The 13,983-nt window shown below is 53.6% G+C and carries 17 protein-coding genes, 1 tRNA gene and 1 pseudogene; all 19 read right to left on the bottom strand.

The window, feature by feature from the left end:
- Positions 1 to 237: 237 nt before the first annotated feature.
- Positions 238 to 323 (bottom strand) — tRNA-Ser (locus tag ABKA16_RS00900).
- Positions 324 to 405: 82 nt separating this feature from the next.
- Positions 406 to 816 carry an ABC transporter permease gene (locus ABKA16_RS00895; RefSeq protein WP_380999668.1) on the bottom strand — a complete coding sequence of 137 codons (411 nt, stop codon included), beginning with the start codon at positions 814 to 816 and terminating at the stop codon, positions 406 to 408.
- Positions 816 to 1,625, bottom strand: a complete 810-nt coding sequence (locus tag ABKA16_RS00890) for an ABC transporter ATP-binding protein (RefSeq protein WP_007147682.1) — start codon at positions 1,623 to 1,625, stop codon at positions 816 to 818. Before ABKA16_RS00890 ends, ABKA16_RS00895 begins: the two co-directional genes overlap by 1 nt.
- A 130-nt stretch (positions 1,626 to 1,755) precedes the next feature.
- Entirely contained in the window at positions 1,756 to 2,748 is a 993-nt protein-coding gene (locus ABKA16_RS00885) for a tRNA pseudouridine synthase A (RefSeq protein ID WP_007147683.1), read from the bottom strand.
- Positions 2,749 to 3,196: 448 nt separating this feature from the next.
- Positions 3,197 to 3,640: pseudogene (gene rplQ / locus ABKA16_RS00880) on the bottom strand (50S ribosomal protein L17); the annotation flags it as partial.
- A gap of 73 nt (positions 3,641 to 3,713) precedes the next feature.
- Positions 3,714 to 4,709, bottom strand: a complete 996-nt coding sequence (locus ABKA16_RS00875; protein WP_007147685.1) for a DNA-directed RNA polymerase subunit alpha — start codon at positions 4,707 to 4,709, stop codon at positions 3,714 to 3,716.
- Between the two features lie 77 nt (positions 4,710 to 4,786).
- A complete protein-coding gene (rpsK, locus tag ABKA16_RS00870; protein ID WP_007147686.1) occupies positions 4,787 to 5,185 on the bottom strand; it encodes a 30S ribosomal protein S11 in 399 nt (132 codons plus the stop codon).
- A 70-nt stretch (positions 5,186 to 5,255) separates the two neighbouring features.
- Positions 5,256 to 5,630, bottom strand: coding sequence for a 30S ribosomal protein S13 (gene rpsM, locus ABKA16_RS00865; protein WP_007147687.1), 375 nt, complete (start codon positions 5,628 to 5,630; stop codon positions 5,256 to 5,258).
- Between the two features lie 121 nt (positions 5,631 to 5,751).
- On the bottom strand, positions 5,752 to 5,865 hold the full coding sequence (rpmJ, locus tag ABKA16_RS00860) for a 50S ribosomal protein L36 (RefSeq protein ID WP_006291230.1): 114 nt from the start codon (positions 5,863 to 5,865) through the stop codon (positions 5,752 to 5,754).
- Positions 5,866 to 5,915: 50 nt separating this feature from the next.
- Positions 5,916 to 6,134 carry a translation initiation factor IF-1 gene (infA, locus tag ABKA16_RS00855; protein WP_007147688.1) on the bottom strand — a complete coding sequence of 73 codons (219 nt, stop codon included), beginning with the start codon at positions 6,132 to 6,134 and terminating at the stop codon, positions 5,916 to 5,918.
- 151 nt (positions 6,135 to 6,285) lie between these two features.
- Complete coding sequence (locus ABKA16_RS00850) at positions 6,286 to 6,975, bottom strand: LemA family protein (protein ID WP_007147689.1); 690 nt, start codon at positions 6,973 to 6,975, stop codon at positions 6,286 to 6,288.
- A 68-nt stretch (positions 6,976 to 7,043) separates the two neighbouring features.
- Positions 7,044 to 9,362, bottom strand: coding sequence for a DUF2207 family protein (locus ABKA16_RS00845; RefSeq protein ID WP_380999671.1), 2,319 nt, complete (start codon positions 9,360 to 9,362; stop codon positions 7,044 to 7,046).
- Between the two features lie 88 nt (positions 9,363 to 9,450).
- A complete protein-coding gene (locus ABKA16_RS00840; RefSeq protein ID WP_380999672.1) occupies positions 9,451 to 10,014 on the bottom strand; it encodes an adenylate kinase in 564 nt (187 codons plus the stop codon).
- Positions 10,015 to 10,156: 142 nt separating this feature from the next.
- A complete protein-coding gene (secY, locus tag ABKA16_RS00835; protein WP_380999674.1) occupies positions 10,157 to 11,497 on the bottom strand; it encodes a preprotein translocase subunit SecY in 1,341 nt (446 codons plus the stop codon).
- Positions 11,498 to 11,661: 164 nt separating this feature from the next.
- Positions 11,662 to 12,123 (bottom strand): 50S ribosomal protein L15, encoded by a 462-nt coding sequence (gene rplO / locus ABKA16_RS00830; RefSeq protein ID WP_380999676.1) that lies wholly within the window; start codon positions 12,121 to 12,123, stop codon positions 11,662 to 11,664.
- Between the two features lie 2 nt (positions 12,124 to 12,125).
- Complete coding sequence (rpmD, locus tag ABKA16_RS00825; protein ID WP_007147694.1) at positions 12,126 to 12,317, bottom strand: 50S ribosomal protein L30; 192 nt, start codon at positions 12,315 to 12,317, stop codon at positions 12,126 to 12,128.
- Positions 12,317 to 13,066 (bottom strand): 30S ribosomal protein S5, encoded by a 750-nt coding sequence (rpsE, locus tag ABKA16_RS00820; protein WP_380999678.1) that lies wholly within the window; start codon positions 13,064 to 13,066, stop codon positions 12,317 to 12,319. The genes rpmD and rpsE overlap by 1 nt, the downstream gene beginning before the upstream one ends.
- Positions 13,063 to 13,434, bottom strand: coding sequence for a 50S ribosomal protein L18 (gene rplR, locus ABKA16_RS00815; RefSeq protein WP_007147696.1), 372 nt, complete (start codon positions 13,432 to 13,434; stop codon positions 13,063 to 13,065). Before rplR ends, rpsE begins: the two co-directional genes overlap by 4 nt.
- The gene (gene rplF / locus ABKA16_RS00810) at positions 13,434 to 13,973 is read right to left on the bottom strand and encodes a 50S ribosomal protein L6 (RefSeq protein ID WP_007147697.1); all 540 of its coding nucleotides are present in this window, start codon (positions 13,971 to 13,973) and stop codon (positions 13,434 to 13,436) included. Before rplF ends, rplR begins: the two co-directional genes overlap by 1 nt.
- Positions 13,974 to 13,983: the final 10 nt, after the last annotated feature.

Below are 13,983 nucleotides of genomic sequence, written 5' to 3'. Positions count from 1 at the left end.
ATTTCTGATTACCTATTTGCAAACGCAGGCGACGAGCCGCTATATACTTCATCGCGGGCGTAAGCGAGAGTGCCCGCAATATGACACTTCTCAAAACATAACAATACTAGCAGAGCATGCAGACCAGTCAAGCTCCCGCGGTATTTTATGCTCCGGGGAAAAGAGGGCAGCATAACCCTGGCTATATATAAACACTGCTGTGGACCCCGGCTGATGCCGCGGCCCACAGCGTACGTGCGGATGATGAGAGATTCGAACTCTCGGAGGTATTGAGCCTCACACGATTTCGAGTCGTGCTCCTTCGACCGCTCGGACAATCATCCATATACTGCCGCAGCCCCAACGGCTGCACGGCACGACATACTATTATGCCACACCCTCACAACTTCACTGGTCCCCGGAATGTCAGTACCGCATATTGATCCCTGTTTTTCTGCCGTGCCGGATAATAACGGTAAACAGGGCATATCCGATAAGTATATAGGCAGCACTCTGAGCGGCAGCAGCCAGCCACTGTGCAGCAGATATGCCGGATGAGAATGATTCCTGCACAAGCTGGTAGCCATACTGGAGCGGCAGTACGCGCCCTATCCAAATTACCGGTGCAGGCAGGGCATCCAGCGGCACCACTATCCCCGACAGGAACATCAGCACATACGTAAACAGGTCCGAATACGCCTGCGTCCTCGTATAGACCACAGTGAGGGCCGCAGCAATAAGGGTGAAACCGAACAGACCGCATAAAATAATGATTATCAGCCCGGCACTGCTCCAGTTCAGGCCCATGGGGATATGCAGCAGCGCGAATTTACGCATTATCTTCCGTCCTCCCCTTCCATGTCATTGATATTGCCATCATTGTCAAAAATATCCAGGAGTATCTGTTCAAGCGTCCGTCCCCCGGCTCCCCCGCTGCCGCCGGATACCCCAGAAGGGCTGTGGGTACGGATAAATTCCTGATAGTCCCCCGACCATCTTACTGTGCCTTGTGAAATCAGGACAATATCATCAGCGAGGTCTTCTATCACCTCAGACTGGTGCGAAGCAATAATGATCCCCACACCATGCTGGGCCAGCTGCCTGACAGCCCTCAGGAAATCGCGCTTGGCGACTACGTCCAGCCCAAGTGTAGGTTCATCAAGGATAAGCACCTCAGGCTGCGGGATCATGGCAGTGACCAGCGCCAGTTTCTGCTGGGTCCCGCGCGACCAGTCGCCTACAGGCTTATCCATATGCTCTGTCAGTTTCAGGGAATCCATAAGGCTGACGGACCGCCCTTTCACTTCCTTATGCGAGAAACCGTACAAAGCGCCCTGGTAGTACAGGTTATCCCAGCCGCTGAGGAACATATATGTCAAAGATGAATCTTCAAGTACGCATGACAGATGTGAATACAGGCTGCTCCCCCATTTGTCAAGGGGTTTCCCTTTGAATGCTACCGTCCCCGAGGTGGGGGCTATCAGTCCGCACATCATGCGCAAGGTTGTGCTTTTACCAGCCCCATTAGGGCCAAGAAGCCCAAGGATGCGCCCCGGGACGATATCCAGATCCATCCCGGAAACTGCATAATGTGCGTTGAACTCTTTAGATATAGTGCGCGCACTGAGAACACTGCTGCTGTTCATATAACCTGCCCTGTCCTGAATGGACCGCCTGTACTGCATCTATAGCGCATGAGCTGTTATGCCGGCACTATTGCCCTATACTTTCCTCCCGCATATCATAAAACGTGCTGTGTACTGCCTCCGGCATCATTCAGGCCAGCGTGCGCCTGGCCCGGACCGCATCAGCCCTTGCCTTCAGCAGGTTTTCCGCCGGATAGTTCACCCGTTCAAGGGTGAGGCCGCAAGCGGGGGCAGGGCCGGTCGCCCCTTCACGCACAGGATGGGCAAGTTTCTGCCTGAACCATGCCGTATCCTTTTTGCCCATCCCTATCTGGATGCTGGCATTGACCAGCGAACGGACCATATTCCGCGCAAAAGCATCGGCAATAACGGTAAATTCAAGCAAACCGGATTCCACCGCCGTAACGGCATACGCGCTGGCCGCCTCCTCTGTGCCTTCTGCGCCCTTGCCCTCCGGCTCTGAGCCGACAGCCCGTGTCAGGCCCGGCCGGGCCTCTCCATGGTATACGGAATCCGCCAGGACGGCAGGTTTTATACGCTGCCACACGGCAAATTTGACTTCCCGGATAGTTGTGCCGCCCGGGTTCGGTGAAGCGAAAGAGCCGAAATCATGCAGGCCGACAGCATATCCCATTGCTTTATTCATTTTCTTGCTGTCAAGCCTGCAGCGGATCGGCAGGACGAACTTCCGCATCCGGGGGTCATACCGGGACGCGCTGTCTGCCACACGGTATACATATACGCGGTCGGAGGCAGAAAACCGCGCATCAAAGCCTTCGGGGGCGGGAGATATTTTCCTGACCGCGATATCAGGCGGAAGTATCCCCTGCAGACGGTATGCGAGTGCATCCCACGGTGCGTACAGGCTGCGGTCCAGATGCCCAACAGCACGGCCAAGGATATCATCATCAATATCACAGTGGCATACCTGCCCGGATGCATGCACCCCGGCATCTGTCCGCCCTGCAACGGTAAGCCCGATACCCGGCTGCCCCGCCCTGTCCAGATGGAGCACTGTATTGACAGCTGTTTCCAGTTCCCCCTGCACAGTGCGCTGGCCCCGCTGTTTCGCCCACCCATGAAAATCGGTACCGTCATATGCACAATCTATCCGCAGTCTCATACCCCATATCTTTCCATATGCGTCCGAGAATCCCGGGAATACAGCGCAGCCTGGCTCCCGGGTATATATAACAAAAACCCGGGGTATTGATCCCGGGCTTTTGTTCTAAACCGGTTTTATGGCATCCGGCCAGAGAAGGGATTTATTTATTGTCCTTCTTATCAGCCTCGCTGCCAGCATCAGATTTTTCCGTATCCTTTTTAGCCGCAGGTTTTGCAGCAGGCTTCTTCGCGGAAGCTGCCTTTTTGGCCGCAGGTTTCGCGGCAGACGGTTTTTCGGCAGAAGTTTCCTTCTTAGCTGCATCGTCAGCTTTATCAGCCTTTTTAGCAGCGGGCTTCTTAGCCGCCGGCTTTGTGCCTGCAGCCTCGGCGGTTTTATCGGACACCTTGGCATCTGCCTTTTCTGCTGCAGAAGTTTCAGCTCCGGCCTCAGGCCCTTCCTTGGCTTTGTCAGCTTCCCCAGTGTCCTCAGGGAGCTTCGCAGCAGACTTTGCAGCCGCTTCAGCTTCCTTCACCGCAGCTTTCCTGGCGGATACCGACTCTGTAACAAGCTCAATAACAGCCATCGGGGCTGAGTCTCCCTGGCGCGGAGCAATCTTAATGATGCGGGTGTAACCGCCTTCACGCTGCTCCATCTGCTGGGCGATCTCAGTGAACAGCTTGTGGACCACTGATTTATTGCGGACAATGCGAAGCACACGGCGGCGCGAATTCAGATCACCACGCTTGGCGAAGGTGATAAGGCGTTCCGCAAGCGGACGCAAACGCTTTGCCTTCGGCAGGGTAGTTTTAATCTGGCCGTGTTCATACAGGCTTGTAGCCATGTTTGCCAGCATCAGGCGTTCATGTGCCGGGCTTGAAGCCAGGCGCGGCCCTTTCTTTGGTTGTGGCATAATTCTCCTTTCCGAGGCAGGTGGGCATCAGCCCGAACATCTGCTCGGTTCTTACATTAATGATCTTACGGGTTCAGATATCTTCAGGGCTGAAGAAATTGCCGTCGTTAAGATCTATCTGGTCAAGCCCCAACGGCGACTGCTTCAAAGAAAGCCCCATACTGGTAAGCTTGTCTTTGACCTCGTCAATAGACTTCTGACCGAAATTGCGGATGTCAAGCAGATCCTGTTCGGAACGTTTGACCAGTTCGCCAATGGTGTGGATGCCTTCACGCTTCAGGCAGTTATAAGAGCGCTGAGTGAGGTTAAGGTCCTCAATAGGGACCTCCATCTGAGGATCAGCCTCTTCAACCACCGGTGCCGCACCGATTTCAACACCCTCAGCCTGGTTATTAAGCTCATGGAACAGCCCGAACAGCTCAACGAGCGTAGAACCGGCAGAAGCGACAGCATCACGGGGTGTGATGGCCGGCTTCGTCTCTACATCCACGATGAGCCTGTCAAAATCGGTACGCTGCTCCACACGGGTAGCCTCTACCTTATAGCTCACCTTAAGCACGGGGGAATAAATGGAATCAACCGGGATACGGCCAATCTCATCGTTTTCCTGCTTATTCATCTGAGCGGGCACGTATCCGCGGCCACGCTCCACTGTGAACTCAACCTCAAGTTCGCCGTCTTCAGCAAGGGTTGCAATGTGAAGGTCAGGGTTTGCAATCACTACGCCTGCAGGAGGCGTAATATCTGCCGCTGTCGCTTCGCCCTCGCCGCTTTTGCGGAGATACATAACGACTGGTTCGTCGTATTCAGAGGTGAGTACCAGTTCTTTAATATTCAAAAGAATTTCAGTAACGTCTTCTTTGACACCCGGCAGAGTTGTAAACTCGTGGAGTGCCCCGGTAAGACGGACTGATGTCACTGCTGCCCCAGGGATAGAGCTCAAAAGGGTACGGCGCAATGAGTTACCCAGTGTGTACCCAAAGCCCGGCTCCAGCGGCTCAATCGTAAAGCGTGAACGCTGCGGGGTAATTTGTTCCTCAGTAAGTGACGGACGCTGTGCAATAAGCACGTTATATCCTTTCAGCTAGATTGGCTGTGCACGTACCAATCAATGCGGGTTGGATGGTATTTCTACGTCTTAGTGCTTCAGACGCGGCGACGCTTCGGAGGGCGAACGCCATTGAATGCCTGAGGTGTACGGTCAGTAATGGAACCGACCTCCAGACCTGCAGACTGCAGGGAACGGATCGCGGTTTCACGGCCTGAACCCGGTCCCTTAACGAAAACGTCAACCTTCTTGACGCCATGTTCCTGTGCCTTACGGGCTGCCGCTTCTGCAGCCATACCCGCTGCGTAAGGCGTAGACTTACGCGAGCCCTTGAAACCTACATCACCGCCGGATGCCCAGGATACAACTGCACCGGACGGATCGGTGATAGAGATGATCGTATTGTTAAATGTTGATTTAATATGCGCCTGGCCAACAGGTACCGACTTGCGGTCCTTGCGGCGGGGTTTGCGCGAGGCTTGCTTTGTAGCTGCCATTAACCCTCGTTTCCTTTAGCGATTACGTCAGTTATAGTTTTCTATAAACTGCCGGCTCTTAAGCTCCTGCTTAAGCAGCCTTCTTCTTACCTGCAACTGTGCGCTTTGGACCTTTACGGGTACGCGCATTTGTTTTTGTACGCTGGCCGCGTACAGGCAGATGCCTGCGGTGGCGGATACCTTGATAGCAGTTGATCTGTATCTTACGACGAATATCTGCATCGATTTCACGACGCAGGTCACCCTCAATCTTGTAATTGCCTTCAAGGTAATCACGAAGCTGAATGAGCTGCTCGTCAGTCAGATCTTTGACGCGGATATCTGGTGAAACACCAGTCGCCTCGAGTGTCTCTTTTGCACGAGTACGCCCTACACCGAAAATATAGGTGAGTGCCACTTCGATGCGCTTCTCATTGGGGATGTCGACTCCGGCAAGACGTGCCATTGCGATTCCTTCTGTTCCTACGGAGATCGTGCACCTAACCGTCCGCATATGCGGCCTAAGTCTCCGTACTTAGGGTTCAGCTTCTGCTGTGGCCAGGTGCCTTACTGTGCCGCTGTGTCTGCTAGCCCTGACGCTGCTTATGACGCGGGTTTTCACAGATCACCATGACGCGGCCGTGGCGGCGGATAACGCGGCATTTCTCGCAGATCCGCTTTACACTTGGACTAACCTTCATGGCTTTCCTTTTTCTTGTATTACCTGTGTACTGCGTACATGCGTAATAAATTACTTGTATCGGTACGTAATACGTCCACGAGTCAGGTCGTAAGGGCTCATTTCCAGCACCACACGATCCTGCGGAAGGATGCGGATATAATTCTTGCGCATCTTTCCGGAAATAGTAGCCAGTACGATGTGCTTGTTCTCAAGTTCCACACGGAACATAGCATTCGGCAGAGCCTCAATGACCCGGCCTTCAACCTCAATCACATCATTTTTCGCCATATATCTCGTTTTCCTCGTTATGAATTACTATGCGTTCCCTATATGAAAACACACCAAACAAGTATAATAACATAATAAAGCGACGAACTGCATGTTACTGCGATTCGCCGCTGTGCCCAAGCCGGGGATGCCAGGCTCCGATTATCTGCTATTACTGCGCCGAGGGCGAGGGGGCGGCAGGAGCTGAGGGAGTACCATCCGGAGCTGCAGCTGCAGGGGGATCCCCTGCGCCAGGGGTATCGGAGGCATCCGGTGTGCTGCCGGTATTGAAGCTGACCTGCGGCACTTCACGGTCCCTGGCCTCAGTAACGGAGAAGCTGTCGGCCTTCTCAAAATGGAACATCCCGGCAATAATATTGGACGGGAAAACTTCCAGCCGTGTATTGTACTTCATAACAACATCATTATAGAACTGGCGGGCATAAGCAATCTTCTGCTCAAGCTCGGAAAGCTTGTTCTGCAGGTCAAGGAAATTCTGATTCGCCTTAAGCTCCGGATAATTTTCAGCAGTTGCGAGGACATTGACAATAGCACGGCCAAGCGCAGTCTCTGCAGCTGCGCGCTGGTTGACATTGCCGCTGGCCACGGCATCGCGCACGCCCGCCCGCGCCCTGGTCACCTCTTCAAAAACTGAAGATTCATGTGAAGCATATCCCTGGACAGTTGCAACAAGATTAGGGATCAGATCCGCCCGCTGCTTAAGCTGGACGTCAATCTGGGCCCAGCCATTCTTTACACGGTTGCGCAGGGCAACAAGGTTATTGTAGCCGCTTATTGCCCACAGGATAATGGCGACCACAATAACCACCACTACAATCCCAATAATTAAGCCTGTACTCATTATCACACCTATTACCTTTCAATGAGTCGGATTATATTTACCTATAGTACAGCACACCTGCTATCCGGTCAGCGGCCGCCGAAGGAACCGCCGCCTCCGCCGCCTCCGCCGCCTCCGAATCCGCCTCCGCCGGAGAACCCTCCTGAGGACCAGCCGCCTGACCCGAATCCGGAAGACCCTGATCCTGATGTGCTGTCAATAGTCTGGATAGCATCCGAGATCGTATCCCCTACGCTGCCGAGGCTGTCGCCGAACGCAGAAGCAAAATCGCCGAGGCCGCCGAAACCTGCTGACCCCAGATCATTAGCGAACCCTGACATATCGGGCGCGCCCTGGCCCCCAAACATTGTGCCGGAAGATCCGCCGCCGTAGTATCCGTACCATGCATACCCCGGCATCCAGAGCCACCGGGTAGATATCGCGTCCATAGCCGCAGCGTCAGAAAGCTGCCCGGAAGAGGTGAAAGCGCTGATCTCATCGCGCAGCTGCCTGAGCACTGCCTCAGTCATGCCGAAAGCAGCAGCATAGACGAGATACCTGTCCCACAGGACCATATCTTCAACCGAACGGTCCTTGAAATTGCTGAAATCGCGCAGATAATTCCGCAGCCCTTCGATCTGCCTGAGATATCCCTCCCCTTTCTGGGTGGGTTTCCTGATATTCCCGTACTGATATGCGAAAACAGCGAAAAACAGCGAGACCATCCCTGCGACAACATAGTAAGCAAATGGAGCGAAAAGCTGTGACAGGACGAATATCTCAATGAACCCGGCCAGGCCGAGTATTATGCACAGCGCAGCAAGGCCAGCCGTGCCTCCTGTACTTTTGATCCGTGCGGATGCATACTCCGAAGTCAGCGAAGAATTGAACCGCCTGAGCGTACCGTTATCAACATCATGGGCACTGATGGCAGCCTTCAGCTCGCCGCTGGAAAAAGTATCAGTGCGCAGCTTTTTAGATGCCTTATACAGTATTTTCAAAAGGGCATTTTCTGTTTTGCTCAGGTTAAGGCTTGCCCACGCTGTGCTGTCCGGATCCGTTGCAGCCGGCAGCAGATGGAAAGTAAATGTTCCTTTGGCCGCCGACTTTTCATTCCCTGCGAATGCCTGCGCAATATCTGCATTCGATGCCGTGCCCAGATCCAGGTTTGCGTACGCTGAAGGAGCCCCGGGGTATACCGCAATAGCCTTCTTCGATACCAGGGACAGCATCAGGGCTGAGACCTGGCGGCTACGGGTCTTGCCTTTGGCCGATTCTCCCGTATAGTCTGCAAGGTCATCATAAATACGGGCTGCCAGGGACGGGCTTACAGGGGGCAGATCACGGTAATAATCCCCTGTCGGCGTATACCTGTTTTTGCGGAACGTAATGAAAGCTGCAATAACACAGGCGAGTGAGAGGAAAACTGCCAGCACAGCCGCAGCCCCAAGCATAACAAGCGTCAGGACAGCTTCACGCCGCCTGTTCTCGTTATATCTGTTCTCAGAATTAGTTTCCCTGGAGATAGTCTGCCGGACGGTGCTGCTGTCAGATACGCGCCGGCATTCAGTATGAGGGTTCTGGTACATAGCCACGATATCCAGGTACTGGTATGGATGTACATTCTCTGCAGTAAAGACCAGGGAATTGTCTTCACCCCGATGTTTTGCCGATTTGCCTTCAAAATGGTACCACGCCCATGACTTCGCCGTCCCCTCCGGGAAATAGAAATGCCCCTGCACATGCTTCACGGGAAGGGAGTTCTTATCATCGATAACTGACCACTGGAATTTTGCCGCATCCTTGTACTGGGAAACTGCGTTTTTGAACGTCATCTCCAGCTTATATGTGTATTCCCCGCTTGTGGTGACCGGTATATTCCAACCCAGTTCTACTTCCGTGGTCAGCGGGGTGGAGCCCGGTGCGCTTACAGCAGGAGCATCTTCAGACGAATGGTAATCACCGTAGGGGGTCCCGCCGGAGGTAGTTTTTGCGATATACCACGAGTTTGCAGCCTCACTGTCCCACGTTACGGTGCTGATCCGGTTCGTATCAGTATCTGAATAGGATTTCTCACTGTATACCTTGTTATCGGTAACGCTGCTTACCGATATATCAGTAATATCATTAGCCTGGGTGCTGTCTAATGTGAAGTGCTGGAACAGCTGCCGCCAGGTCCTCCCGCGGTCCTTGAGTTTGACGGTCACATACTCGGTGACTTTCAGATCGCCGTTCGACTGTATATGCGCCGTATAATCCATATTGGTATAGGTCATATCGCTGTTTGAGGCGCTGGCGCTTCTTGCGCGCACAAAAAGGAAGATACACCCGACCAGTGTGACTATTACAGATGCGGCCAGTGCAACAAGTGCTGCTTTCCCTAACCGCCTGCGGCTGACAGCTCCCATCTTAGCTCCAATCCTGGTTTACTGTTACTGTAAAATATCCGGTTCCAATATATCACGGACCGTACAGAAGGGGCAGGAAGGATGGCCGCTATTTATCAAGCTCGGTTATGATATCCCTGCTGATGCCGCTGATCTCGCCCACGCCGTCAACTGTGAGCAGGAGCCCGCGCTGGCGGTAGATATCCAGCAGCGGTTCTGTTTCCCTGGCATATATATCAAGCCTTTTTGCGATAACCTCAGGGGTATCATCTGCACGGCCTTCGATCTCGGCGCGCTTCAGCATACGCCCCATAAGGGCATCATGATCGGCGTTAAGGGCAATGACCCTGTCAAGGGTGATCCCCAGCTCGGAAAGGATAGAATCAAGGGCTTCCACCTGGGCAGCATTACGCGGATATCCGTCGAGGATCCACCCATGGGAAGCATCATCCTGGGCCAGCCGGTCTTTGATAATGGAATTGGTCACCTCATCGGGGACAAGTTCACCCTTGTCGATATAAAGCTGTGCCTGCCTGCCCAGCTCAGTCTGGTTTTTAAGATTATAGCGGAAAATATCCCCCGTTGAAACAGCCGGGATATTGTAGTGTTCCGAGAGCAAAGCCGCCTGGGTGCCTTTCCCGACGCCCTGGGGGCCCATGATAAGAAGACGCATATTTTTCCTTTCATTCCTGTGCGGTACTGGTATGGCACTGCTGTGCACTGCGGACTTCCGCCGCGCCCATCTGTTATGCCCAGCACGGCATATTGACAAAAGCGGTTTCAGCATGCAGCCAAAACCACTTTCCTGTTCCATCTTAATCGTTCAGTTCAGCTTTTGCACTTTCTTCATCCGCTTTAAGCAGGAACCCTTCATACTGGAACTGCTCTGTCTGGGCAGCCGCCTGGCGGAGTGTATCAAGGCCGACACCGGCGATAATCAGGATGGTTGTACCTCCGAACGGAAGCCTGGAATTCAGCTGGAGTGCCATGATCAGCACTGTCGGGACCAGGCAGACGAACAGCAGATAGAATGCGCCTACCGTGTTCAATCTGTCTACCACATACTTCAGATACTGGGATGTGGCCCTGCCTGCGCGGATACCGGGGATGAACCCGCCGTATTCCTTCATATTGTCAGCAGTCTCATCCGTATTGAAAATAATGCCGGTATAGAAGAAAGTAAAGAATATGATCATCAGCGAGTAAAGGGCAATATACCAGGTACTCGTGGTGTTGGCGAAATTGGAATTGATCCACATGACCCACTTTGACTTCGGGTCAAAGAACTGGGCTACCAGCGTCGGGAGAGCCAAAATCGAGGAAGCGAAAATCGGCGGGATAACACCTGCCATATTCACTTTGATAGGCAGATAGGTGGACGTGCCGCCGTACATTTTCCGCCCGATCATACGCCGCGTGTACTGTACCGGGATACGGCGCTGCATAAGTTCAACGTAATCTACAAAAATAAGGATAAAGATGATAACGGCTACAACAATGCCGAACTGTACCCACTGCCCCTTGATGCCGACGTTCCACAGCTGCGGCAGGAAGCTGGAGCAGATAGACGTAAAGATCAGGATGGACATGCCGTTGCCGATCCCTTTATCGGTAATAAGCTCCGCCATCCACATAATAAGGCCTGTTGCACCGGTCATAATAAGGACCATCATGCTGAGGTTGCCGATAGACCCGTCCGGGATCACCTGGCGGCTGCAGCGGCCGGCGAACAGCTGCCCGGAGCGTGCTGTGACCAGGATAGTCGTGGACTGCAGTACAGCAAGCCCGATAGTCAGGTACCGCGTATATTCAGTAAGCTTTGCCTCCCCTGACTGCCCCTCCTTATGAAGCTCTTCAAAACGCGGTATAACTACGCGCAGCAGCTGGATAACTATTGACGCCGTAATATACGGCATAATGCCCAGCGCAAAAATAGACAGCTGGAGCAGGGCGCCGCCCGAGAAAAGGTTGACGAGCCCTACAAAATTCTCGGTCGGGTTAGCCTGCTGCAGGGTGGTGCAGGCCCTTACTGCTGTATAGTCAACGCCTGGGGTAGGTATGGAGGAGCCTATACGGAATATGATGATCAGGAAGATCACGAAAAGGATCTTATTGCGTAATTCCCTAGTTTTTAATGCCCGAATGAGAGTTCTCACTTGGCCTCCTCTTAGCTACTGCTTTCTACAGCTTTTCACAAACACACTAGTTGCACATTATACAAAAAACATAAGACCCTCTCAACAACATAGGCATTGAGAGGGCCAATACTCCTGCTTATATGATATACAGCAAGAATTCCGGCATATTTCTGCGAAATATCTTATTCAGCTTCAACAGAACCGCCGGCTGCTTCGATTTTCTTCACAGCGGATGAGGAAGCTCTGACACCCTTGAATGTATAGGCAGCGCTGATATCGCCGGTTCCGAGAACCTTCACCGGACGGTTCCTGCGCACTGCGCCTTTTTCAACAAGTGCCTCGACAGTAACTTCGCCGCCCTTGGGGAAAAGCTCAGCAACTTTATCAAGATTAACGACCTGGAACTCTACCTTGAAAGGGTTCCTGAAGCCGCGCAGCTTGGGAAGGCGCATGTACAGCGGAAGCTGGCCGCCTTCAAAACCTGGGCGCACCTGATAACGCGCCTTTGTACCCTTGGTACCGCGCCCGGAGGTCTTGCCCTTTGAGCCTTCGCCGCGGCCGACACGTGTGCGGGCTTTTTTCGCACCCGGTGCCGGACGCAGGTCATGCATCTGGAGGATATCTACTTCTTGTTCTTTAGCCATGGTTACGCCTCCTCAACAGTTACCAGGTGGGCTACCTTGCTAATAACACCGCGGACATTAGGATTGTCTTCGCGTACGGTGCTCTGCCCGATCTTATGGAGGCCGAGCGTACGGACACAGTCCTTCTGATACTGCTGAGAACCAGCAAGACCCTTTTTCAAAGTAATCTTAATCTGTTTCTTCTTGGTAGGCATTACTCACCGTCCTTCGCTGCTTTGGCCGCCTGGGCTTCCTCACGGGCTTTGCGCTCTTCGTCGATCCCTGCAGCCTGGTCACGAAGCAGGCGGTCAGGGGCGACTTCCTGAAGGGTCATGTTGCGGCGTGCAGCAACTTCCTGCGGCTCTTCGAGGTTCTTCAATGCAGAAACCGTTGCACGGACTGTATTGATAGAATTGCCGGAGCCCATAGTCTTGCTCAGGATATCGGTGATACCTGCGCATTCAAGGACAGCACGCACTGCACCGCCTGCAATAACACCAGTACCTGGTGCCGCGGGGCGGAGGAGCACAGTACCTGCAGATTCATGCCCGATAATCGGGTGCGGGATAGTGCCGCGCAGCCGCGGGACCGTGAACATATGCTTTTTAGCCTCAAGCTGGCCCTTAGCAATAGCTGAGGGGACCTCGCGGGACTTTCCGTAGCCTACGCCAACAGTACCCTTGCCGTCGCCGACAACAACAAGCGCAGCGAAGCTCATAGTCCGGCCGCCCTTATTAGTCTTTGACACACGGCGGATAGTAACTACGCGGTCCATAAGTTCATCACGGTTGTCATCGCGGTCACGGCGCGAGCGGCGTTCGCCGCGGCCACGCCCGCCGCGGCGGGATGACCTGCGCTCGCCTGAAGCCTCTGCGGCCCCTTCAGAGGCTGCCGATGAAGCCTCACCGGTATTGTGTGCGTCCACAACCTCTTCGGTTTCTTTTACAGTCTGATCATCGCTCACAGCTGCAAACCTCCTTCACGGGCGCCGTCCGCAACAGCTGCGACGCGGCCGTGGTATTTATTTCCGCCACGATCGAAGACTACTGCAGTGATACCTGCATCCTTCGCCTTCTTAGCCAGCAATTCGCCAACTTTCTTAGCAGCTTCAGTCTTAGTACCTTTGAATTCGCCGAAATCGTTAGCCAGTGTAGACTCGCTTACCAGGGTGACCCCTTTGGTATCGTCAACGATCTGTGCGATCATATTGCGGTTCGTACGGGTAACTACAAGACGTGGGCGCTCAGGTGTGCCCGTGATCTTCTTGCGAAGCCGGGCATGGCGACGCAGGCGGGATATCTTTTTACCTTTACCGATAATAGTGACTGCCATTACTTACCAGCCTTTCCTGCCTTGCGGATGATGCGTTCATCATCATACTTGATGCCCTTGCCCTTGTACGGTTCAGGGGCACGAAGCTTGCGGATATTCGCAGCAACCTGTCCAACTGCCTGTTTATCAGTACCCTTAACGATAACCTCATTAGGGTTCGGGAGCTCAAACTCTATCCCCTCGGGCGGGTTCACAGTAATAGTATGCGAATAGCCGAGAGAGAACTCGATGCCTTTGCCTTTGGCGGCAGCACGGTAACCGGTTCCGACGATCATCAGGCGCTTGCTGAATCCTTCATGGACGCCTTTAACGATAGAAGCGAGGATGGAACGGCTCAGGCCGTGCCGTGCACGGGTCGGGCGCTGGTCATCAGCTGCTTCTACAGTGATCTCGCTGCCGTCAATTTTCAGGGTAATGCCTTCGGGAAGAGTATAGCTGTCTGTCCCCTTAGGGCCTTTGGCAGTAACTACAGTCCCGTCAACCTTTACTTCTACCCCAGCCGGGATGGTGATGGGGAGCTTACCAATATGTGATGCCATCTATGCTCCT

This window comes from Scardovia wiggsiae (assembly GCF_051045985.1).
Lineage (GTDB): Bacteria > Actinomycetota > Actinomycetes > Actinomycetales > Bifidobacteriaceae > Scardovia > Scardovia wiggsiae.
The sequence above is the reverse complement of the archived record's forward strand: the minus strand, read 5'-3'. Positions and strand labels throughout refer to the sequence as shown.